The following is a 19,449-nucleotide window of genomic DNA, read 5'->3' as shown; positions in this document are numbered from 1 at the left end:
CTAGTGCGCGCGGGTATTGCCCCAGCGCCGAGTACCTCCTGCAGGACCGCACGCCCTGTCGTCCGGGCGCACAAACCGGTGCCCGCCATGTCCGAACTTCGCGATCAACGACAATGAACACGTGACAGGCTCGATCAACGCCGCGAAGGCCGAACTCGTCATCTTCGATCTCGACGGCACCCTCACCGATTCGGCCGACGGCATCGTGGCGAGCTTCAGGCATGCGCTTACCCACATCGGTGCCCCGATTCCCGACGGCGATCTCGCCGCCCGCATCGTCGGCCCCCCGATGGACGAGACGTTCCACGCCATGGAACTCGACGGGCGCGCCGACGAGGCGTTCACGGCTTTCCGGGCCGAGTACGGCAGCCGGGGCTGGGCGATGAACAGCCTGTTCGACGGCATCGCGCCGCTGCTGGCCGACCTGCAGGCCGCCGGGGTGCGCCTGGCGGTGGCGACTTCCAAGCTGGAGCCGACGGCCCGCCGCATCCTCGCCCACTTCGAGCTCGACCAGCACTTCGAGGTCATCGCCGGCGCCAGTCCCGACGGCACCCGCAAGTCCAAGACCGATGTCCTGGCGCACGCGCTGGCGCAGCTCCAGCCATTGCCCGAGCGTGTCCTGATGGTCGGCGACCGCAGTCACGACGTCCACGGCGCGGCCGCGCACGGCATCGACACGGTGGTGGTCGGCTGGGGTTACGGGCGGGGCGACTTCACCGACCCGATCACGTTGACCGGGGTGACCCACGTCGAGACGATCGACGAATTGCGGAGGGCGTTAGGTGTCTGATCCACGGCTGCACGTGACGTTCGTGTGCTCCGGCAACATCTGCCGTTCGCCGATGGCCGAGAAGATGTTCGCCCATCAGATCTCCGAACGCGGTCTCGGCGACCTCGTGCGCGTCACCAGCGCCGGCACCGGCAGCTGGCATGCCGGTGAGGGAGCCGACGTGCGGGCCAAGCGGGTGCTGCGCGACCACGGCTACCCCACCGCCCACCGCGCGGCTCAGGTGGACGACGACCACCTTGCCGCGGACCTGGTCATCGCCCTGGGGCGCAATCATCAGCGGCTGCTCCGGCAGCTCGGGGTCGAGGACGACCGGTTGCGGATGCTGCGCTCGTTCGACCCCCGCTCGGGCGCCCACACCCCCGACGTCGAGGACCCCTATTACGGGGACCACAGCGATTTCGAGACGGCGTTCGTCGTAATCGAGGCCGCGCTGCCGGGTCTGCACGACTGGGTCGACGAGAGACTCGCGCAGAACGGGTACGGCTGATGGCCAGGCGGTTGCGGTTCCTGCTGCGGCCGGGCTGGGTGGCGCTGATTCTGGTGTGCGTCGCGTTCACCTACCTGTGTTTCACCGTGCTAGCGCCGTGGCAGCTGGGTAAGAACACCCGGACGTCGCGGGAGAACCAGCAGATCGCCGACTCCCTGAACACACCGCCCGTTGCTCTGAAAACCCTTCTGCCTCAGCAGGATTCGTCTGCGCCCGGCGCCCAGTGGCGGCAGGTGACCGCGACCGGGCACTACCTGCCGGAGGTCCGGGTGCTGGCCCGGCTGCGGGTGATCGACGGCGAGCAGGCGTTCGAGGTGCTGATGCCGTTCGCCGTCGACGACGGGCCGACCGTGCTGGTCGACCGCGGCTTCGTGCGGCCCGAGCAGGGTTCGCACGTGCCGCCGATCCCGGCGCCGCCCACGCAGCCGGTGACGATCACCGCGCGGCTGCGCGACTCCGAGCCGGTGGTGCAGGGCAAGGACCCGTTCACCCGGGACAGCTATCAGCAGGTGTATTCGGTGAGCACCGGCCAGGTCGCGGCCCTCGCCGGCGTGCCGCTGGCGGGGTCCTATCTGCAGCTGGTCGAGAACCAGCCGGGTGGTCTCGGCGTCATCGGGGTGCCGCACCTGGACGCCGGACCGTATCTCTCCTATGGCATCCAGTGGGTGCTGTTCGGGGTGCTGGCGCCGATCGCGCTGGGCTATTTCGTGTATTCCGAGGTGCGTGCGCGGCGCCGAGACAAGCAAAGTCAGGCGCCTGCCGAGCAGAAGCCGCCCACGATGACCGTCGAGGACAAGCTCGCCGACCGTTACGGCCGCCGTCGTTAGCGCCTGGTCGCCGAGCGTGATCTGAGGGCGGAAAAATCGCCGAATCCCCGCCCTGAGAACACGTTCGGTGCGACGCAAACGCAAACCAGCGCGGCCAGTGTGGCGGCGGCCGCCTGCACCGTCCGCGACAGCCGCACCGCGCGGCGCAGGTCGCCCACGGTGGGCGTCCGGCCGTCGCCCAGCGTCGGCCGGATCTGCAGTTCGTGGCGGTACTGGGTGGGACCGCCGAGCCGTACCCCCAGCGCTCCCGCGAAGGCGGCCTCGACGACGCCGGCGTTGGGACTGGGATGCCGGCTCGCGTCGCGTCGCCATGCCCGCACCGCACCGCCGGATGAGCCCCCGATCAGCGGGGCGCACCCCACCACCAGCCCGGCAGTCACCCGCGCGCCGACGTAGTTCGCCAGATCGTCCAATCGTGCTGCGGCCCAACCGAATCGGAGGTAGCGCGGGGACCGGTAGCCGACCATGGCGTCCAAGGTGTTGATTGCCCGGTACGCCGATACCGCGGGCGCGCCGCCGGCCGCGGCCCACAGCAGGGGCGCTACCTGCGCGTCGGAGGTGTTCTCGGCGACCGACTCGAGCGCCGCGCGCGTCAGCCCCGCCTCATCCAGGGCGGCCGGATCGCGCCCGCACAATGACGGCAGCAGGGCTCGGGCACCGTCGACGTCGCCGTCGTCCAGCAGCGAGGCCATGCGACTCCCGGTACGGGCCAGCGAGGTTCCACCCAGCGACGCCCAGGTCGCCAGCGCAGTGGCCGGGACCGGGCCGGCGCGATGTTGCAGGGCCGCGCCGAGCCATCCGGCCCCGCCTACCAGCAGGCTGACGTGCAGCGCTCCGGCGGTTTTGCTGTCTCGATAGCTGACCCGTTCCAACTCGGCCGCCACCCTGCCGAACAGGGCAACGGGATGACCTCGGGCCGGGTCGGCGAACGTGAGGTCGGCGAGATAACCGGCGACAACGCCGAGAAATCGGGCCTGCCCCGCCGTCGAGAACACCCGGGCAGCGTCTCACACCGGCAGTGGCCGGCGGCTAGATCACCACCACGACGACGAGCAATGTGATCAGGACGATGAACTGCGCCGCCAGCATCCACCACATCTCGGGGACGTAGTTGTAGGCGGCCTGCGAGCGTCCGATCTGGAACAGATGGGTCAACTTGGCCGCCCTGACATCGGGCTCGCCGACTGACGGTTCGATTGACATGTGTCCAAAATGCCCGTTTCCAGCCGGTCTAACCTTCATCTGCGGTGAAGTCGGTCACATGTGATGTGGTCTACTCGGACCATGACACGAGGACCGCGATGAAGCGGCCGGTCACAAGGGTCGCCGACCTGCTCAACCCCGCGGCGTTGCTACTGCCGGCGGCGAACGTGATCATGCAGCTGTCGTTGCCGGGGGTCGGTTACGGCGTGCTGGAGAGCCCGGTGGACAGCGGCAACGTCTACAAGCATCCCTTCAAGCGGGCCCGCACCACGGGGACCTACCTGGCGGTGGCCACCATCGGCACGGAGGCCGACCGCAAACTGATCCGAAAGGCGGTCGACGTCGCGCACCGTCAGGTCCGCTCGACGCCGTCGAGCCCGGTGGCCTACCGCGCCTTCGATCCCGCGCTGCAGCTGTGGGTCGCCGGCTGCCTGTACCGCTACTACGTCGAGCAGCACGAGTTTCTGCATGGGCCGCTCGAGGATGCGGCCGCCGACGCCGTCTACCAGGACGCCAAACGACTGGGCACCACCCTGCAGGTGCCCGAGCGGATGTGGCCGTCCGACCGCGTCGCCTTCGACGAATACTGGAAGCGCTCCCTGGACGAACTGCGGATCGACCCGCCGGTGCGGGAGCACCTGCGCGGGGTGGCCTCGATGGCGTTCCTGCCCTGGCCCCTGCGCGTGCTGGCCGGCCCGTTCAACCTGTTCGCGACGACGGGGTTTCTCGCGCCGGAATTCCGCACGATGATGCGGCTGGACTGGTCGCAATCCCAGCAGGCCCGGTTCGAGTTGCTGCTTTCGGCGCTGCGGGTGGCCGACCGGCTGATACCGCACCGAACCTGGCTGCTGATCTATCGAATCTACCTGTGGGACATGCGGTTTCGCGCACGCCGGGGCTGGCGGGTGGTTTAGCGGGCATCCCGTCCTGTTGTACCGTCGGCGGCAACCGCATCAGCGCACCGTCGCGAAGAACTTCCGCACGTCTGCCACGAACAGCTCCGGTTGCTCAAACGCCGCGAAATGCCCACCTCGCGGCATGGTCGTCCAATGGGTGATGTTGAAGTTCGGCTCGCACCAGCGTCGCGGCGCCCGCAGGATCTCCTTCGGGAAAGACGCGACGCCCGTGGGCACCTCGACCCGGGTGGTGTCACCCCACTTCTTGAAACTCTCCCGGTACAGCCGCTCTGAGGATGCCGCGGTTTCGGTCACCCAGTACATCATCACGTTGTCCAGCAACTCGTCTCGCGTGAGCACGTTCTCCGGGTGGCCGTCACAGTCCATCCAGGCCTGAAACTTCTCGACGATCCAGGCCAGCTGACCCACCGGGGAATCGACCAGCCCGTAGCCCACCGTCTGCGGCCGGGTGGACTGCTGCTTGGAGTATCCGGTTCCGTTCTTGCGGTGCTCGGCCAGCGCGGCCAGGGCCGACTTCTCCTCGGCGGTGGGATCGGCCATGGTCTCCGCGGTGGGCATGCCCAGCGGCATGTTGAGGTGGATCGCCACGCAGTTGCCCTCATTGCGGCCGATCTGGCTGGTGACGGCCGCGCCCCAGTCACCGCCCTGGGCGCCGTAGCGCTCGTATCCCAGGCGGGTCATCAGCTCCTCCCACACCAGCGCGATCTTCTCCACACCCCATCCGGTGCGGCCGGGTTTGCCGGAGAATCCGTAGCCCGGCAGCGAAGGGCACACCACGTGGAAGGCGTCCTGCGCACGGCCGCCATGCGCCGTGGGGTTGGTCAGCGGCTCGATGACCTTGTGGAACTCCACGATCGACCCGGGCCAGCCATGGGTGATCAGCAGCGGGAAGGCGTCGTCGTGCGGGGAGCGCTGATGAATGAAGTGGATGTCCAGGCCGTCGAACTGGTCCGTGAAGTGGTCGAAGCGGTTCAACGCCGCCTCGCGGGCCCGCCAGTCGTAGTCGTCGGCCCAGTAGGCGGCCAGATCGCGGGTGTAGCGCAACGGGATGCCCTGGCTCCAGTCGTCCACGCACTCGGCTTCCGGCCACCGGGTGCGGGCCAGGCGCGCGCGCAGATCGTCGAGTACGTCGTCGGGAACGTCGATCCGAAACGGCTTCACCCGCTCGACCCTACTTCTGCGTCGCGTCCTTGATCAGCGTGCTGATCTGCTCGAGCAGTTCACGCATGTCGGCGCGCATGGCATCCACCGCGGCATACAGGTCGGCCTTGGTGGCCGGCTGCTGGTCCGACGACAACGGCCGCACCGGCGGCCCCGATGTCTTCCGTGCTGCGCTGTCGCTCTGAGAACCAGGTAGGTCACCCACGGTGTCGAGCGTGCCATACCAGGCTGAACACGTCCAAAAGGGGCGCTGCTAGTCGCGGGTCACTGGCCCGCACGCAACTGCTCGCGAAGCTCCGCGTTCTCGGCCTGCAACGCTGACAGTTGTTGGCGCAACGAGGCCAGATGCGGTTCGAGTTCGGCGGCGGTGAAGCGCGGGGTGATGTGCTGGTGACAGTTCCAGTCGTAGGCCTCGACGTCGACGACGACGGCGCGCTCGACGACCGCGTCATAACTGCCTTCGGCGAGATCGGCCATCAGGGCGGGGTCGTCGGCGGCGGCGACGACACGGGCCCGGCCGAAGATCTTCAGGCGCCGCTTGTGCGCGTAATCCAGTGCGATGATCGCGACCCTGTTGTCGCCGGCGAGATTGCCGGTGCTGATGTACTGCAGGTTGCCGCGAAAGTCGGCCCAGCCGATGGTGTGGTCGTCGATGACGCGAAGGAAGCCGGGGGGCCCGCCGCGGTACTGGACGTACGGCCAGCCCGTGGCTCCGACGCTGGCCAGAAAGAAGTTGTCGCGTTCCGCGAGATACTCCCGCTCGTCATCGGTCAGCGGGTCGGGGCCTGAAACAGCCTTGGCCTGAACACGTTTGCGGTCGTAGAAGGCGTCGCTGCCGTACTGATGCTGGACAGCTCTAACGTCATCGGTGAACGCGATCAGGCCGTAGTGTTTGCTCATCGTGCACCCGCCTATTCAGTGTGGCCTCGGGAGGACGTTCGTTCACGCGGCCGGAGTCGGCCCACAACAACCCGTGCGGGGCATCGGTAATGCTAACCGCGACGAGGGGGGTTGAATGCTAACCGCGACGAGGGGGGTTGGCACGCCGGTCTGCTTCCTGACGTGAGCCGAGCGGCCGTGCCACCGTTGCCCTTGGTGAGGCTGACCTAACTCCGGATACTCTTGGGTATCACCCACGTGCGGGCGTGGCGGCGATGCGGAGGTACCGACGATGCCCAACAGCCGGTTGGAACGATCAGCGCCGAAATCCCGGCCTGGTCAGGACGGCCGGTCGACGCTGGCCGACCTGGCTCCGGGCACCGGCGCACAGATCGTCGCGTTCGCTCCGGCTATCTCGGCGGACGTGGCAAACCGATTGCGCCACTTGGGTTTCCGCCCCGGCATTCAGGTCACCAAACTACGCACCGCCCCACTGGGCGACCCTTCGGTGTACCGCCTGCTGGGCTACGACACCTGCCTCCGGAAAAACGAAGCCGCCCAGATCGAGATCGCCGACCAGCATGACCGCGTCCTGCCATGACGACGGGGGCGCGGTTGCCGCGCCACCCGGCCAGCCGCGCACGGCCCTGATCGGCAGCCCCAACGCCGGCAAGACCACCGTGTTCAACCACCTCACCGGAATGCGGGCGCGCACGGGCAACTATCCCGGTGTCACCGTCGCCCGCCGGGTCGGCACCGGACGGTACCGCACCGACGACGAGACGAAAACGTTCATCATCGAGGACGTCCCGGGGTGCTACAGCCTGCAACCGGTCAGCCCGGACGAACAGGTGGTGGCCGACCTGTTGCGCGGCGAATTAACAGACGTCCCCGCGCCCGAAGCCCTCGCGGTGGTGGTCGATGTCACCGTGCTGGAGCGGTCGCTGTCTCTGGTGTCTCAGGTCCTGGCGCTGGGCAAGCCCACGATCGTCATCCTCACCATGGGAGACGAACTGACGGCCCGTGGCGGCCAGCTGGACACCGAGCAGTTCGCCGCCGCGCTCGGGGTCCCGGTGGTCAGCGTCATCGGCAGCCGGGGCAAAGGGTTCGAACCGCTGCGGGCCCTGCTGGCGGCGCCGCAGACCTGGCAGCGCGTCGCCATCCCGCCGCCCTCGGATGATGCGGAGTACAACAGCTGGATCGCGTCGATCCTGCATGCCGGACGGTACCGGGCGCCCGAACCGGACCTGCGCAGCGCGCGGATCGACAGGGTGCTGTTGCACCCGGTGTGGGGATCGCTGTTCTTCATCGCGGTGATGTTCGCGTTCTTCCAGATCATCTTCACCCTGGCGGCACCGCTGCAGGATGCGATCGAGAAGTCGTTCGGCTGGCTGGGCGCCCTGGTGGACGACAACGTCAGCAACCATGCGGTGGCGGGTCTGCTCGGGCACGGGGTGATCGGCGGCGTGGGCGCCGTGCTGGTGTTCATCCCGCAGATCGTGCTGATGTTCCTGCTGATCTCACTACTGGAGAACATCGGCTACATGACGCGCGCCGCCTTCCTGGTGGACCGCATCATGGCGACCACCGGGCTCGACGGGCGGGCCTTCGTGGCAATGCTGTCGTCGCTGGCCTGCGCGGTGCCCGCGATCATGGCCACCCGCACCATCCCGTCGTCGCGCGACCGGCTCGCCACCTGCATGGCCGCCCCGCTGATGACCTGTTCGGCCCGCCTGCCCGTGTACATCCTGCTGATCGGGATGCTGGTCAGCCCGCAGGACCGGTGGGGGCCCGTCTCGCTGCAGGGCGTGGTCATGTTCGGGATGTATCTGCTGGGCGGCGTCTCGGCGATGCTCACCGCCTGGCTGTTCAAATCGGTGGTGCTGGGCGGCGATCTGCTGCCCTTCTACATGGAGATGCCGCCCTACCGCTTCCCGTCGGTCAAGTCGGTGGTGATGACCGTGTGGGACTCGGCAAAGGTGTTCCTGCGCAAGGCCGGAACGATCATCCTGGGCACCTCCGTCGTGTTGTGGTTCCTGCTCAACCTGCCGGTGCGCACCGCGCAGACCGCCGGCATGGACCAGGCCGCGGCCACGGCCTACGTCGTCAACCACTCCTTCGCCGCCGGCCTGGGCAAGATTCTGGAGCCTGTGTTCGCGCCGTTGGGTTTCGACTGGCGGGTCTGCGTCGGCCTGATCGGGGCGATGGCGGCGCGCGAGGTGTTCGTGGCCACGCTGGGACAGATCTTCGCCACCGGCGAATCGGGTGACCTGGTCTCGGCCACCCATTCGGCGGTGTTCACCTCCGGCCCGCACCACGGTGAGCTGGTATTCACGGCGCCGACCATCATTGCGTTGCTGGTGTTCTTCGCTTACGCCCTGCAGTGCATGTCCACCATCGCCACGCTGCGCCGCGAGACCAACTCGTGGCGCTGGCCGCTGACGGCGTGGGGGTACATGTTCGTGCTCGCCTGGGTGGCGGCGTTCGCGGCGCGGCACATCACGATGTGGCTGACGGGCTGAGCGTGCCGGTACCGCTGCTGCACCCGCAGGCCACCGATGACCCCCGCCTGATGCGGTGGCTGATCGGGACCCGGCAACTGCCTGGTGTGCCGCCGCAAGTACGCGCCCTGATCGATGAGGGTGTGCTGGAACGGGCGGAAGTGGGTCCGGGCGAGGTGCGAACATGGTTGGGCGCCAACCGATCCTGGGATGTCGACGGACCCCGGGTGCGCTCGGCGCTGTTCGATGCGCTGTCGGCTCAGGCCGCCGACGTCAGCGAACAGGAGTTGCGCGACGGGATCGACGAGATTCTGGCCAGGGAGGTGTCGCCGGTAGCCGCCTCACACGGGGGTGCGATCACGGTGCACTCGGTGCGCGACGGTGTCCTCACAGTGGAGCTGACCGGAGCCTGCCTGGGCTGCCCGCTGAGCGGTCGGACCCTCGGCGACCTGATCACCCGCAGCGTGCAGGCCCGCTACCCGCAGATCCGCGAGGTCAAGGCGGCTCAGCCGCGCCGCGCGTGGCTGAAATTAAAACGACGGTAGCGCGAGGGTGAGCTCAGCCGGCCGGGCAACCCTCGCGGTTGGCCCCGTCGAGCGCCTTGGGCGCGTCCTCGATCGCCTTGTTGAGCGTGTCCAGCACCTGCGGATCCCACGTCAACGCGGTGTTCCAGTCCAGCTTGGCTTCGTTGGAGACATAGATGCTGTGGGTGTCGTCGAAGGTGTAGCAACGCCGGTGCGGCAACACCGGATCGCTGATGTCCTTGGCCAGCGCGCTCTGCAGCGCCACCAGACCGTCGTTGGGCCACACTGCCGGGTTGACCTGACCCGGTTTGGCGAATTTCTTGCCACCGATCAGCACCACCGGGATCTTGTCGAGGACACCCGACTGGAAGTCGTTCCAGCCGTTCTTGCCCATCAGGAAAGCCTGGTTGACCTCTCGGCCGGAGCCGGCCATCAGGCGCAGGACCTCGTCCTTGAATCCCTTCATCGCGTTTTCGCAGAACGTGTCACCGACGCAGTCGGTCAGCGGAACGATGCCGTTGGCGTAGTCCGACAGGTATGAGCCCTGCCAGGGCGTGCCGATCGTGGTCAGCGAGCGGACGTGCACCGGCGCGTTGGTGGTGGCCAGGACGCGAATCGCGGCTCGTGAGTACAGTCCGCCCATCGAGTGGGCGACGACGTCGACGTCGGTGACACCCTTGTCGGTGTGCAGGTAGTTGAGGAACCGGGCGAGGTGCTCACCGGCGGTGTCGATGCTTCCGGTGGAGTCGACGGTCATGTTCTCCGGCAGCGTGACCGGGCAGACGCCGAATGGGCCGAAACCGGTTTGGTCGACCACCTGCCCCCGTCCGGCCATCGCCGGTGAGGTGTAGGCGGTGTAGCCCCGCTTGAGCAGGTATTCGCGGATCGCGGTGTCGGTGTTGCCGGCGGCCAAACCGGTGGCGCATGCCTGGTCGGGGGTGGTGTACGGGCTGGTCGCGTCTCCGCCGGACACGATCACCACTGCCTGAGAGGCCGGGCGTTTGCCGGATTCGTCGGACTTGTGTCCGCACCCGGGCAGCATCGTCGCCAGCGCCATCACAACGGTCAGAACCAGGAGTCGTCGCACGTCACAGGATGCTAGACCGACTGGAAGGGTGACTTTGCCGCTGGCCGACGTCGGAGGGTTCGACGCGATGTGAGAAACCCGGCCCGAGGCGATGAAAGCCGCGGCGCCCGGCTCCATGCGACGCGGTCGGCGCGCGTAGTTGGGCGGCGCCCAGTCGAGCAGGGGTGGGGCGACAGTTGCCGTATCGACTTCGCCCGCGCGGTGGCCCGCGCGAGTCGGAGAACCTATCGTCCTAAATGGTGGATGGGTGATTGCGGTACGCCCGAGCACTGGCACGCAATTCTTGATTTCGGGCGCGATGAATGGGGAAGCTGATGCGACGGATCCAGGCGCCTCTTGGAAAAAGCGGCTCAACGGCCCAACTGGCGCGCCGGGCTGCCATGTCAGCCTTCATCCGCTGCGCGACGCTCTTCCCGGCGAGTGTGGTCTCGGTGCTGCTTGTCGGCTGCGTTGCATGCCCGACGGCCCGGGCCGAAACCACCTACGGGCCCGGTACCTACACGGTGCCCGGCCAACTGCCCCACGGCATCTACACCGCGGGTGCGGACATGCGCGACTTTGCGCCAGCCTGCTCGTTCAGCACGTGGACCAGCGATGGGAAGTTCATCAATGGCGACAGCGTCACTGCGGGCAAGACACTGACCGCAAACATTTCGGCATCCGTGGTCGCCCAGTTCATTACGCACGGCTGCACACCGTGGATCAAGCAGGAATGAGTCAGGAGCGAAGTTTGGCGCCCTGACCGCGTCTGCCCGGTTCAGACGGTGTCCGATCCCGGCACGCGCGCCGCCGCGGAGCCGACGTGGTTCATTCGCCTGATGATCGCGTACTTGTGCACCTCCGTGGGCCCGTCGTAGAGCCGGAATCCACGAATGTCGCGGAAGATCATCTCGATCGGTGTTTCGTCGGTGACGCCGATTCCACCCATCACCTGTATGCACCGGTCGACGACCTTGAAAAGCTCCTCGGACACAAAGGCCTTGCTTATCGAACTCTCGTGTCGCGCCTTGTGCCCCTGGTCCAGGACCCAGGCCGTGTACCAGATCGCCAAGCGGCACTGCGTGAGCGCAATTTCGTTGTCTGCCAGCAGGAATCCGACGCCCTGGTGGTCGACGATCGGGGCGCCGAACGCGGTGCGGGTTTTCGCATGCTCCAAGGCGATGTGCTGGGCGCGGGATGCCGCACCCAACCAGCGCATGGCGTGGGTCAGACGCGCGGGGGCCAAACGCATCTGCGCGTAACGCATGGCCTCACCGACTTCGCCGAGCACGTTGAACGCGGGCACCCGCAGGTCGTCGAATACGACGACGCCGTGTCCTTCGACATAGTTGCGGTCCATCGAGTTCATCACCCGCTCGATGACGATGCCGTCTTCACCGCCCTTGGCCAGGAAAAGCGTTGGTCCGCAGTGGTTTTCGTCACCGACCACGTTGGCCATGATGATCCAGGTGCCTGCCCCGTTAGCGCCCGTGATGAGCCACTTGCGGCCGCTGATGACATAGGAGTCGCCGTCGCGTCGCGCCTCGGTGAGCAGTTGCGACGGATCCGAACCCGCTCCTCCGGGCTCGGTCATCGCGAAGACCGATCGCACGGTGCCGTCGAGAAGGGGCTTCAGGAAGACGTCGGCCTGCTCGTCGGTCGTCAGCTTGTCGAGCAGGAACATGTTGCCCTCGTCCGGCGCGGCGCAGTTCATCGCGACGGGTCCGAGGGTGGACCATCCGGCCGCCTCATAGATCACGGACTGCTCGATGTGCGAAATGCCCTTGCCGCCGAACCGGGCAGACGCCTGCGGGGTCAGCAGCCCTTCCTTGCGGGCCAACTCGACCAGCTCCTGCCGCAACTCGTCGTTGGGGCCGTGCTGTGTGAGTCGGGGATCGCGCTCGTAAGGGATGATGGCGTCGATGACGAATCTGCGGACCCGTTCGCCGAGTGCCGTCAGTTCCGGGGGTACGGAGAAGTCGATCACGGAGCCATCCTTTGGGTAGTGGGTGATCAGATGTGTTCTGCCGAAAGGGAATCGGCGGTAGCAACCAGGACCGCCGTCGCGATGCGGTTGAACGCGGCGTACTTGGGGCCGACGAGCGCCCCGCGTTGATGCAGCACGTACAACTGTTGCCAGGCGATCGCGAGCCGCAGCCGGCCCAGCGCCAGATAGAAGCCGACCGGCACCGCTTCGCGTCCAGCCGCGGCGAAGTACCTGGCCGCGAGTTCTTTTCGGTCCGGGAAACCCGGCTGCAGGGACGGGGACAATCCGAGTTCGCGGATGACGTCCGCGTCGTCGGCCTGCGCCCAGTAGGACAGCGTGACGCCCAGATCGAAGAGTGGATCCCCCAGCGTCGACATGTCCCAGTCGATCACGGCGGTCGCCGCGCCGGTGGCATCGAAGATCACGTTGTCGAACTTGAAATCGTTGTGCAGCACGGTCGGTTTCGTTGACGGGTCGGGTGCGGTGGCACCCAGCCAGGACACGATGTGCTCGACCGTCGTCGGCGGTGATCCGTCGAACGCGTTGTGCGCCCGCCGATTCCAGCCGGAAATCTGTCGTGCGATGAATCCGCCGGGCCGACCGAGCTCGGCGAGCTCGGGATGCGAGTCGAGGTCGATCGAGTGCAGGTCTGCCAGGGCCGTCACGAATTCGTCGGCGAGCCGGGCGGTCGGGATGGCGGCGAGCTGCTCCGGAACGGTGTCCGACACGACCGTGCCGGGCCGGTATTCGATCAGCTGGAAGGGGCTGCCCAGTACCGAGGGGTCCTCGCAGAAGGCCACCGCCCGCGGGGCGCGGGGGTAGTGCGCGTGCAGTCGGCCCAGTACCCGGAATTCGCGCGCCATGTCGCTGGCACCCTCGGCCAGCTGTCCACCCGGTGGCCGGCGCAACACCATGGGCCGGCCGTCGACGGAGATCAGGTAATTCAGATTCGCCAGACCGTTGGCGAACTGGCGCGGCTCATCATCGTCGAGCGCCATCCCGCGGCCACGCAGCCAGACGCTCAGCGCGTCCCAGTTCTGCGGCGAGCAGTCGGTGCGAAAGGTCTGCTGTTCAAGGGCGGCACCAGCGTCACTGTGATCGTGGCGTGTGGTCATCGGGCTCCTTCAAGACATATCGCGTCACTCGGACCTTACGGCCGACCCCGATAAGCGTGAACAAGCCCCGAGGCGTCCGTTGATCTGATCTTCTGCCTACGCCCCTATGTACGCGCCTCAAGCCGCAAGAAGAGTCCCGAATATGAGGGTCAAAAGACACTAGCCAGAGCAGTTTTCGACTGCTGAGACTGAGTGGTGAAGATCGGACTGGCGGCGACCGCTGCTAATTCCAGCCGATGGCGACACAGTATCGCACGGCAACCGCGGACTCCGGTGACGTCTTCAAAACTTCAATGGTGTTGCCGCAAAGGAGATCTCGGTGGAAGACCCGCCTGAAACTCACGCCACCTGCGAAGAACAGGATGTTTCACGAACATGAGCCATAAGCAGTGGTGCCAGTGGGTCTCACCTGACATCGACCACATCGAGGCATGCCCGGGCCTTCCAATTCCGCCGGATGGTTCGCTGTGAACAAACATATGCCGCGCCTGTCGGCACGTTGGCGCCACGGCGAAATCGGAGAGTTACTTTGAGTAATTTGATTATCAACGAAAAGATATTCTCGGTGAGTGGCGAATTCTGGGTGACGGACCAGGCCGGATATCCTCGCTATCAGGTCAAAGGTAGTTTTTTAAAGATTCCAAAAGAATTTCGCATCTACGACAGCCAAGGTCGCGACCTGGCCAGGGTCACTCATACTATGATTTCGTTGATGCCGCGCTTTACGCTGGAAATTGGCGGCGTGCAGGTGGCGACCATTCAGAAAAAGTTCAGCTTTTTTAAGCCCAAGTACAGCATCGATGCCTACGGCGTCGAAGTCGTGGGCAACGTGTGGGGCATGAATTTTGAAATCCAGCGCGGTGGTGCCGTGATCGGGCGAATCGACAAGCGATGGTCGATCCGTGACCAGTACAGGGTTGAGGTGCCGGATCCCCGCTACGAGCTCCTGGTGCTGGGCCTGGTGCTGGCCATCGACTACGTCAAACGGCAAGAGGCCGGACGACGGTCGGCAACTCCCGGACTGCCTTCGGCCGGAATGACATGGCACCCAGGCTGATCGACGCCACCTGGTCACGTCGGCGCGCGGCCGGGACCCGCCCGCATGGCCTGCGCCTCGGCTTCCATGACGGGCGGGCACATGCTGCTCATCGACCGCGAGAATTGGTGATAATCCTGACGAACTATGTGACGTGTCGCAATGAACCCGATAGGGGCCTGCGGCCACACCACCGCTACCGCCCGGCTCGTATCCGGATCCGGGTGGAAGCGGGCAGCGCTACTGGGACGGCAGCGTTTGGTCGGTATACCGCATGAATTCACCCGCCAGCCCACCGGCCGTTGCAGACACACCCGTACCCGACATCAAGTTGGCGGTCTCGCCGCTGCGCTGGATTTTCTGGGGTGCGCTGATTTGTCTTGTCGACCTCACCTACAGCCAAACGGTCAATGGTGTCGGATGGAAGTTTGATTTCGCCAACGACGCGGTCGGGGTGTTGATCATCCTGTGGGGAATATCCCGACTGGCCAGAATTCGGGTCCACGATCGATACCGATCTGCCCTGCGCTTCGTGAAAGTCACGGTGGTCTTTTCGCTCGTGGATGCGATCCACGCCCATTTCATTTACGACACTCCTGCGGCAATTTCACTGTTCTTCTCGCTGGTGAATGCCGCGGAGATGGTCGCCACGGTGGTGTTCTGCGTTGCGATGCGCTGGCTGAGCGAAGCGGCGGGCCTCCAGCGATCAGCGAAGAGCTGGAAAATCACCACGTTGCTGTTCGTGATCATTTACCTGATTCCCTTGGGAGCGCTTTCCTGCGCCGCAGCGATCGCGATTGCGCTGAGATCGCCTTTCCACCTCGATATGGGACCGGCCGGTCTGTGGCTCCTGCCGGTGTTCGCCGCCCCTTTGATTCACTTCTTCGTCTCGACCACGCGGATGAAGGCCGACGCCCAATCGCCGGCACACGAACCTCCCCCGCACCCGCCACAAGCCAGTCAGCAACCCGACCGGACCAGAAGACGCCCGCTCCTGCGCGTGCTGGCGGCGGCGAGCGTGGTCGCGGTCGCGGGCATGTTTGCTCTGCTCTATTACCGGTCGCAGGCGGCAAAACCCGTGATACCGCCCACCGTGCAGGTCGACAACGGCCCGTACGCGGTGGCGGTGGATCCGGGCACCCACACCGTCTACGTCACGAACACGAAGGACAACACGGTGTCGGTGATCGACGGAAAGACCCGCACCGTCACCGCCACCGTGTTCGTCGGCGATTATCCGACCAGTGTGGCGGTAGATCCGAACACCCACACCGTCTACGTCGCCAGCCTTCACGACGGCACGGTATCGGTGATCGACGGGAAGACGCACGCCGTCACCGCCACCGTCAACGCCGGCAAGAACCCGGTCGCCGTGGCGGTGGATCCGGCCACCCACACCGTCTACGTCGCCAACTATCAAGACGTCACGGTGTCAGTGATCGACGGGAACACGAATGCCGTCACCGCCACGGTGAAAGTCGGCCCCCAGCCGAACGGGGTAGCGGTGGATCCGGACACCCACTCCGTCTACGTCACCAATTCTTACGACGGCACGGTATCGGTGATCGACGGGTCGACGCGCACGGTCACCGCCACCGTAAAGGTCGGCGAGTGGAACGACCGCCAGTTCAACACGGTGGCGGTGGATGCGGGCACCCACAGCGTTTACGTCGCGAACCTTCAAGGCGGCAGGGTTTCGGTGATCGACGGATCGACGCACAAGGTGACCGCCACCATTGATGCCGGCAAGTACCCGAACGGGGTGGCGGTGGACCCGGACACCCACACCGTCTACGTCACCAATAGCACGCACAACACGGTGTCGGTGATCGACGGATCGACGCACACGATCACCGCCACCATTCCCGTTGGCCGGTGGCCGGACGGCGTGGCGGTGGATCCGGCCACCCACACCGTCTACGTCGCCAACAACAGCGATGCCACGGTGTCGGTGATCGAACGTCGATAGGGCTCAGCACCGCTCATCGTTATGGCTTAAACCGTCAGACCTCATCGCGATCCCCTCGGCAGCTTCACCACCCGATCGTTGCGGGCATCGGCGACGTACACGGCGCCCGAGCCATCGACCGCCACCCCGCCGGGGTCATCCAGGCCACGGACCCGCAATCCGGTCTGCGTGCTGGACCCGGGCGCCAGCGTCAGGACTCGACCGGCGAGGCTTTCGACGACGTACACGGTGCCCGAGCCATCGACCGCCACCCCGGTGGGATATTCGAGGCCAGTGAAGGGCAGCGCCGTCTGGGTACTGGATCCGGCCGCCAGCTTCAGCACCCGACCGTGGTAGTAATCGGCGACATAAACGGCCCCCGCGCCGTCCACCGCGACCCCGGCGGGGTTGCTGAGGCCATGGAACCGCAATCGGGTCTGCGTGCCGGATCCGGCCGCCAGCGTCAGCGCCTCGTCGCGAAGCCTGTCGACGACGTAGAGGTTGCCGGCGCCGTCCACCGCCACCCCGGTTGGGTCTTGAAGATCGGTGAACGGCAGCACGGTCTGGGCGCCTTCCCCCGCAGCCAACTTCACCACCCGACCGCTGGCGTTGTCGGTATCGGTGACGTACACGGTGCCCGCACCGTCCACCGCCACCCCGGCGGGGTGTTTGAGGCCGGTGAACGGCAGCACGGTCTGGGCGCTGGATCCGGCCGCCAACTTCACCACCCGACCGTTGTCCCGGTCGGCGACATACACCGTGCCGGCGCCGTCCACCGCCACCCCGGCGGGGTGTCTGAGGCCGGTCAACGGCAGCACCGACTGCGCACCGTACGAAGGCTCAATGTTGCTGACGATCAGCCTGATAGCGGCAGCGGCGATGGCGACGCTCAGCAGGACGGCGGGGATCAGGACTGCCTTGCGGCGCCACCACCGGCGGGGGGCACCCGCCCCGTTCTCCACCACGGCCCTCCCTCTACCAAGCTCGCAACCACGGATAACGCGACCTGAAGCTCAGTCCTGTTCTTTGCAAGAACCGGCGACAGCTTCGCTACCGGCTCGATGGCCTCCCGTTGTGTGGTGGCTGATTGCTAACGCGACGTCAATCGTCTCGCCGAGGGTGCGGTATGCAGCAGGGTATTTCGACCCGTACCGGCGCGGTCTTTGGTAGCCCAAGACCCCCTGCGCTCACAACGAATACACATTCTCGAAGCTCACGAACGTGCCATGACTGGTGCGGTCGTTGACGCCCCCCGTGGCCTGCGCGAGAAGACGCAAAGTCACCTCATTTCGGCACGAGATGGGTGACTTTGCGTCTGCTCGCCATGGGAAAAGTGGGCGCGGACGGTATCGAACCGCCGACCGCTGGTGTGTAAAACCAGAGCTCTACCACTGAGCTACGCGCCCTTGTGCCCCGGCGCAGGCTACACGCCAACAGCCCATCCACCCAAAACTAAACGCGCAACGCCTCCAGCGCCTGGGTCCACACCGCACGATCCCGCGCCTCGCCGGGTTGCTTCATCTCGGCGAACCGGATGAACCCCTCCTTGTCGACCACGAAGGTGCCTCGGTTGGAGATGCCGGCCACCTCGTTGAACACCCCGTATGCCTGACTGACCTCGCCATGCGGCCAGAAGTCCGACAGCACCGGGAACAGGAAGCCGCTCTGCACCGCCCAGATCTTGTGCGAGGGCGGCGGCCCTACCGAGATGGTCAGCACCGCGCTGTCGTCGTTCTCGAACTCCGGCAGGTTGTCGCGCAGCTGGTCCAGCTCGCCCTGGCAGATCCCGGTGAACGCCAGCGGGAAGAACACCAGCAGCACGTTCTTGTCGCCGCGATAGCTGCTGAGCGTGACGGGTTGCTGGTTCTGGTCGCGCAGCGTGAAGTCGGGGGCGGTGGCTCCGACGTCGAGCATCAGCGCTTACCGGCCCGCGACTTCGGCTGCACCAACCGGCTGGCCGCCCAGTTGCCCAGGTTGACCGATGACGTCGGCATCAGGCCCGCGGTGGGGGCCGCCTCCGCGATGTCGGCGGGCAGCACGTGGCCCGGCCGGCCCGTCTTGGGCGTCAGCACCCAGATGACGCCATCCTCGGCCAGCGGGCTGATCGCGTCCATCAACAGGTCCACCAGGTCGCCGTCACCGTCGCGGTACCACATCAGGACGACGTCGACGACCTCGTCGGTGTCCTCGTCAAGTAATTCGCTGCCGCAGGCATCCTCGACATCAGCGCGGATGTCGTCGTCGGTGTCTTCGTCCCAGCCCCATTCCTGGACGACCTGGTCCCGTTGGATGCCCAGTTTGCGAGCGTGATCCGCCGCGACCACCGTGGAACCTCCTAAACAACCGAGCGCAAGACAACCGAGAGCGACGAACGTAATCGTCGCACAGGCACTACTAGCTTCATACGGCTAACCCACGCACATTTTCAACGCCTTGGTCTTGGCGTCGTTGAGCCGGTCGACCCGACGGTTGAACTCACCGGTGGACGCGTGGGTGCCGATCGCGTTGGCCACCTGCCGGGCAGCGTCGTTATAGGTGTTCATCGCGTCGCGCATCTGCCCCGGCAGCGCGTCGCTGTAACTGTTCTCCACCGCCGAGGCGCTGGCGTTGAGCGCGTCGATGGCCGGACCTTCGGCTGGTCCGGTGTTCTTGCCGCCGTTGAAGGCCGCGACGAAGGCGTTGACCTTGTCGATCGCTTCCTTGCTGGTGGTGGCGAGCGTGTCGCACGAGGTGCGGATCGCCCTGGTGGTGACCGACGCGATGCGCTGGGATTCCCGGACGCTGGACGTCACCGACGACGCCGACACCGACGCGGACACCGAGGACCGGTACGCCGGGGCGACATTGGTGTCCGGCGCTCCGGACCCCTCGGTCACCTTCGTACAGCCGACAATGCCGATCGCCACCACAGCGATGGACCCGAGAGCCAGGGCGCCTCGCCTGGGGAACGCCCCCACGCGCCTGCGCGGGACGGCACGCCATCCGATGAGCACGGGATCTGACGTTAC

The 19,449-nt window shown here is 66.2% G+C and carries 21 protein-coding genes, 1 tRNA gene and 3 pseudogenes; 11 read left to right on the top strand and 14 right to left on the bottom strand.

Translation table 11 applies throughout. The annotated features are described in order from the left end of the window. Positions 1–121: 121 nt before the first annotated feature. From AO501_RS07990 to AO501_RS07980, 3 genes are read left to right on the top strand one after another with little or no spacing between them, the layout of a single operon-like run. Positions 122–790, top strand: coding sequence for an HAD-IA family hydrolase (locus tag AO501_RS07990; RefSeq protein ID WP_055577213.1), 669 nt, complete (start codon positions 122–124; stop codon positions 788–790). Beyond that, a complete protein-coding gene (locus tag AO501_RS07985) occupies positions 783–1,277 on the top strand; it encodes a low molecular weight protein-tyrosine-phosphatase (RefSeq protein ID WP_055577212.1) in 495 nt (164 codons plus the stop codon). The genes AO501_RS07990 and AO501_RS07985 overlap by 8 nt, the downstream gene beginning before the upstream one ends. Further along, complete coding sequence (locus AO501_RS07980; RefSeq protein WP_055577211.1) at positions 1,277–2,104, top strand: SURF1 family protein; 828 nt, start codon at positions 1,277–1,279, stop codon at positions 2,102–2,104. The genes AO501_RS07985 and AO501_RS07980 overlap by 1 nt, the downstream gene beginning before the upstream one ends. On the opposite strand, the gene AO501_RS07975 is transcribed toward AO501_RS07980, so the two are convergent. Both AO501_RS07975 and AO501_RS36960 read right to left on the bottom strand, forming a co-directional pair. Next, positions 2,101–3,099: a cobalamin biosynthesis protein gene (locus tag AO501_RS07975; RefSeq protein WP_082658467.1), complete on the bottom strand. Its 999-nt coding sequence runs from the start codon at positions 3,097–3,099 to the stop codon at positions 2,101–2,103. The two genes, AO501_RS07980 and AO501_RS07975, sit on opposite strands and share 4 nt — an antisense overlap. Before the next feature lie 34 nt (positions 3,100–3,133). Further along, on the bottom strand, positions 3,134–3,307 hold the full coding sequence (locus AO501_RS36960; RefSeq protein ID WP_156452391.1) for a hypothetical protein: 174 nt from the start codon (positions 3,305–3,307) through the stop codon (positions 3,134–3,136). A gap of 98 nt (positions 3,308–3,405) precedes the next feature. Between AO501_RS36960 and AO501_RS07970 the strand changes: the two genes are divergently transcribed. After that, on the top strand, positions 3,406–4,221 hold the full coding sequence (locus tag AO501_RS07970) for an oxygenase MpaB family protein (RefSeq protein ID WP_055577242.1): 816 nt from the start codon (positions 3,406–3,408) through the stop codon (positions 4,219–4,221). Positions 4,222–4,260: 39 nt separating this feature from the next. On the opposite strand, the gene AO501_RS07965 is transcribed toward AO501_RS07970, so the two are convergent. From AO501_RS07965 to AO501_RS07955, 3 genes are read right to left on the bottom strand one after another with little or no spacing between them, the layout of a single operon-like run. Beyond that, on the bottom strand, positions 4,261–5,385 hold the full coding sequence (locus AO501_RS07965; protein WP_055577210.1) for an epoxide hydrolase family protein: 1,125 nt from the start codon (positions 5,383–5,385) through the stop codon (positions 4,261–4,263). A 10-nt stretch (positions 5,386–5,395) separates the two neighbouring features. Continuing rightward, complete coding sequence (locus AO501_RS36955; RefSeq protein ID WP_055577209.1) at positions 5,396–5,590, bottom strand: hypothetical protein; 195 nt, start codon at positions 5,588–5,590, stop codon at positions 5,396–5,398. Between the two features lie 59 nt (positions 5,591–5,649). Continuing rightward, positions 5,650–6,285 carry a pyridoxamine 5'-phosphate oxidase family protein gene (locus tag AO501_RS07955; RefSeq protein ID WP_055577208.1) on the bottom strand — a complete coding sequence of 212 codons (636 nt, stop codon included), beginning with the start codon at positions 6,283–6,285 and terminating at the stop codon, positions 5,650–5,652. Positions 6,286–6,556: 271 nt separating this feature from the next. Between AO501_RS07955 and AO501_RS07950 the strand changes: the two genes are divergently transcribed. Genes AO501_RS07950 through AO501_RS07940 form a run of 3 tightly spaced genes read left to right on the top strand, consistent with a single transcriptional unit; the run spans position 6,557 to position 9,310 of the window. Next, positions 6,557–6,865, top strand: coding sequence for a FeoA family protein (locus AO501_RS07950; RefSeq protein WP_082658466.1), 309 nt, complete (start codon positions 6,557–6,559; stop codon positions 6,863–6,865). Further along, entirely contained in the window at positions 6,846–8,786 is a 1,941-nt protein-coding gene (feoB, locus tag AO501_RS07945) for a ferrous iron transporter B (protein WP_055577207.1), read from the top strand. Before AO501_RS07950 ends, feoB begins: the two co-directional genes overlap by 20 nt. Then, positions 8,771–9,310, top strand: coding sequence for a NifU family protein (locus AO501_RS07940; RefSeq protein WP_231752389.1), 540 nt, complete (start codon positions 8,771–8,773; stop codon positions 9,308–9,310). Before feoB ends, AO501_RS07940 begins: the two co-directional genes overlap by 16 nt. A gap of 13 nt (positions 9,311–9,323) precedes the next feature. Here AO501_RS07940 and AO501_RS07935 read toward each other — a convergent pair whose 3' ends face one another. Further along, entirely contained in the window at positions 9,324–10,376 is a 1,053-nt protein-coding gene (locus AO501_RS07935; RefSeq protein ID WP_231752388.1) for an esterase/lipase family protein, read from the bottom strand. A 302-nt stretch (positions 10,377–10,678) separates the two neighbouring features. Between AO501_RS07935 and AO501_RS07930 the strand changes: the two genes are divergently transcribed. Further along, positions 10,679–11,092, top strand: a complete 414-nt coding sequence (locus AO501_RS07930; RefSeq protein WP_156452390.1) for a hypothetical protein — start codon at positions 10,679–10,681, stop codon at positions 11,090–11,092. Between the two features lie 41 nt (positions 11,093–11,133). On the opposite strand, the gene AO501_RS07925 is transcribed toward AO501_RS07930, so the two are convergent. Both AO501_RS07925 and AO501_RS07920 read right to left on the bottom strand, forming a co-directional pair. Further along, complete coding sequence (locus AO501_RS07925) at positions 11,134–12,342, bottom strand: acyl-CoA dehydrogenase family protein (RefSeq protein WP_055577205.1); 1,209 nt, start codon at positions 12,340–12,342, stop codon at positions 11,134–11,136. 26 nt (positions 12,343–12,368) lie between these two features. Then, a complete protein-coding gene (locus tag AO501_RS07920; RefSeq protein WP_063892830.1) occupies positions 12,369–13,457 on the bottom strand; it encodes a phosphotransferase family protein in 1,089 nt (362 codons plus the stop codon). A gap of 538 nt (positions 13,458–13,995) precedes the next feature. On the opposite strand from AO501_RS07920, the gene AO501_RS07915 reads away from it, so the two are divergent. The 3 genes and pseudogenes from AO501_RS07915 (at position 13,996) to AO501_RS40495 (ending at position 16,462) form a co-directional block, all read left to right on the top strand. Then, positions 13,996–14,514 carry an LURP-one-related/scramblase family protein gene (locus AO501_RS07915; protein ID WP_055577204.1) on the top strand — a complete coding sequence of 173 codons (519 nt, stop codon included), beginning with the start codon at positions 13,996–13,998 and terminating at the stop codon, positions 14,512–14,514. Between the two features lie 193 nt (positions 14,515–14,707). Continuing rightward, positions 14,708–14,779, top strand: a pseudogene (locus AO501_RS40090) (DUF2510 domain-containing protein); the annotation flags it as partial. Next, entirely contained in the window at positions 14,768–16,462 is a 1,695-nt protein-coding gene (locus tag AO501_RS40495) for a beta-propeller fold lactonase family protein (RefSeq protein ID WP_055577203.1), read from the top strand. The pseudogene AO501_RS40090 and the gene AO501_RS40495, both read left to right, overlap by 12 nt. A 41-nt stretch (positions 16,463–16,503) precedes the next feature. Here AO501_RS40495 and AO501_RS40660 read toward each other — a convergent pair. The 6 genes and pseudogenes from AO501_RS40660 to AO501_RS07885 all read right to left on the bottom strand — a co-directional run. Next, positions 16,504–16,593: pseudogene (locus AO501_RS40660) on the bottom strand (hypothetical protein); the annotation flags it as partial. Between the two features lie 180 nt (positions 16,594–16,773). Further along, positions 16,774–17,265, bottom strand: a pseudogene (locus AO501_RS40655) (hypothetical protein); the annotation flags it as partial. 510 nt (positions 17,266–17,775) lie between these two features. Continuing rightward, positions 17,776–17,847 (bottom strand) — tRNA-Val (locus AO501_RS07900). A gap of 46 nt (positions 17,848–17,893) precedes the next feature. Continuing rightward, positions 17,894–18,355: a peroxiredoxin gene (locus AO501_RS07895; RefSeq protein WP_055577201.1), complete on the bottom strand. Its 462-nt coding sequence runs from the start codon at positions 18,353–18,355 to the stop codon at positions 17,894–17,896. Continuing rightward, positions 18,355–18,765, bottom strand: a complete 411-nt coding sequence (locus AO501_RS07890) for a DUF3052 domain-containing protein (protein WP_055577200.1) — start codon at positions 18,763–18,765, stop codon at positions 18,355–18,357. Before AO501_RS07890 ends, AO501_RS07895 begins: the two co-directional genes overlap by 1 nt. Positions 18,766–18,849: 84 nt before the next feature. Beyond that, positions 18,850–19,434 (bottom strand): hypothetical protein, encoded by a 585-nt coding sequence (locus tag AO501_RS07885; RefSeq protein ID WP_082658464.1) that lies wholly within the window; start codon positions 19,432–19,434, stop codon positions 18,850–18,852. Positions 19,435–19,449 lie beyond the last annotated feature (15 nt).

The sequence above is a fragment of the Mycobacterium gordonae genome, assembly GCF_001417955.2.
Lineage (GTDB): Bacteria > Actinomycetota > Actinomycetes > Mycobacteriales > Mycobacteriaceae > Mycobacterium > Mycobacterium gordonae_B.
Note: the sequence above shows the minus strand (reverse complement) of the source record. Positions and strands in the feature narration are given on the sequence as shown.

Bases quoted from the DNA above. Each gene is read 5' to 3' on its own strand.
- AO501_RS07980 (WP_055577211.1), top strand. From the start codon at position 1,277: ATGGCCAGGCGGTTGCGGTTCCTGCTGCGGCCGGGCTGGGTGGCGCTG.
- AO501_RS36960 (WP_156452391.1), bottom strand. From the start codon at position 3,307: ATGTCAATCGAACCGTCAGTCGGCGAGCCCGATGTCAGGGCGGCCAAG.
- AO501_RS07970 (WP_055577242.1), top strand. From the start codon at position 3,406: ATGAAGCGGCCGGTCACAAGGGTCGCCGACCTGCTCAACCCCGCGGCG.
- AO501_RS07955 (WP_055577208.1), bottom strand. From the start codon at position 6,285: ATGAGCAAACACTACGGCCTGATCGCGTTCACCGATGACGTTAGAGCT.
- AO501_RS07950 (WP_082658466.1), top strand. From the start codon at position 6,557: ATGCCCAACAGCCGGTTGGAACGATCAGCGCCGAAATCCCGGCCTGGT.
- feoB (WP_055577207.1), top strand. From the start codon at position 6,846: ATGACCGCGTCCTGCCATGACGACGGGGGCGCGGTTGCCGCGCCACCC.
- AO501_RS07930 (WP_156452390.1), top strand. From the start codon at position 10,679: ATGGGGAAGCTGATGCGACGGATCCAGGCGCCTCTTGGAAAAAGCGGC.
- AO501_RS07920 (WP_063892830.1), bottom strand. From the start codon at position 13,457: ATGACCACACGCCACGATCACAGTGACGCTGGTGCCGCCCTTGAACAG.
- AO501_RS40495 (WP_055577203.1), top strand. From the start codon at position 14,768: ATGAATTCACCCGCCAGCCCACCGGCCGTTGCAGACACACCCGTACCC.
- AO501_RS07895 (WP_055577201.1), bottom strand. From the start codon at position 18,355: ATGCTCGACGTCGGAGCCACCGCCCCCGACTTCACGCTGCGCGACCAG.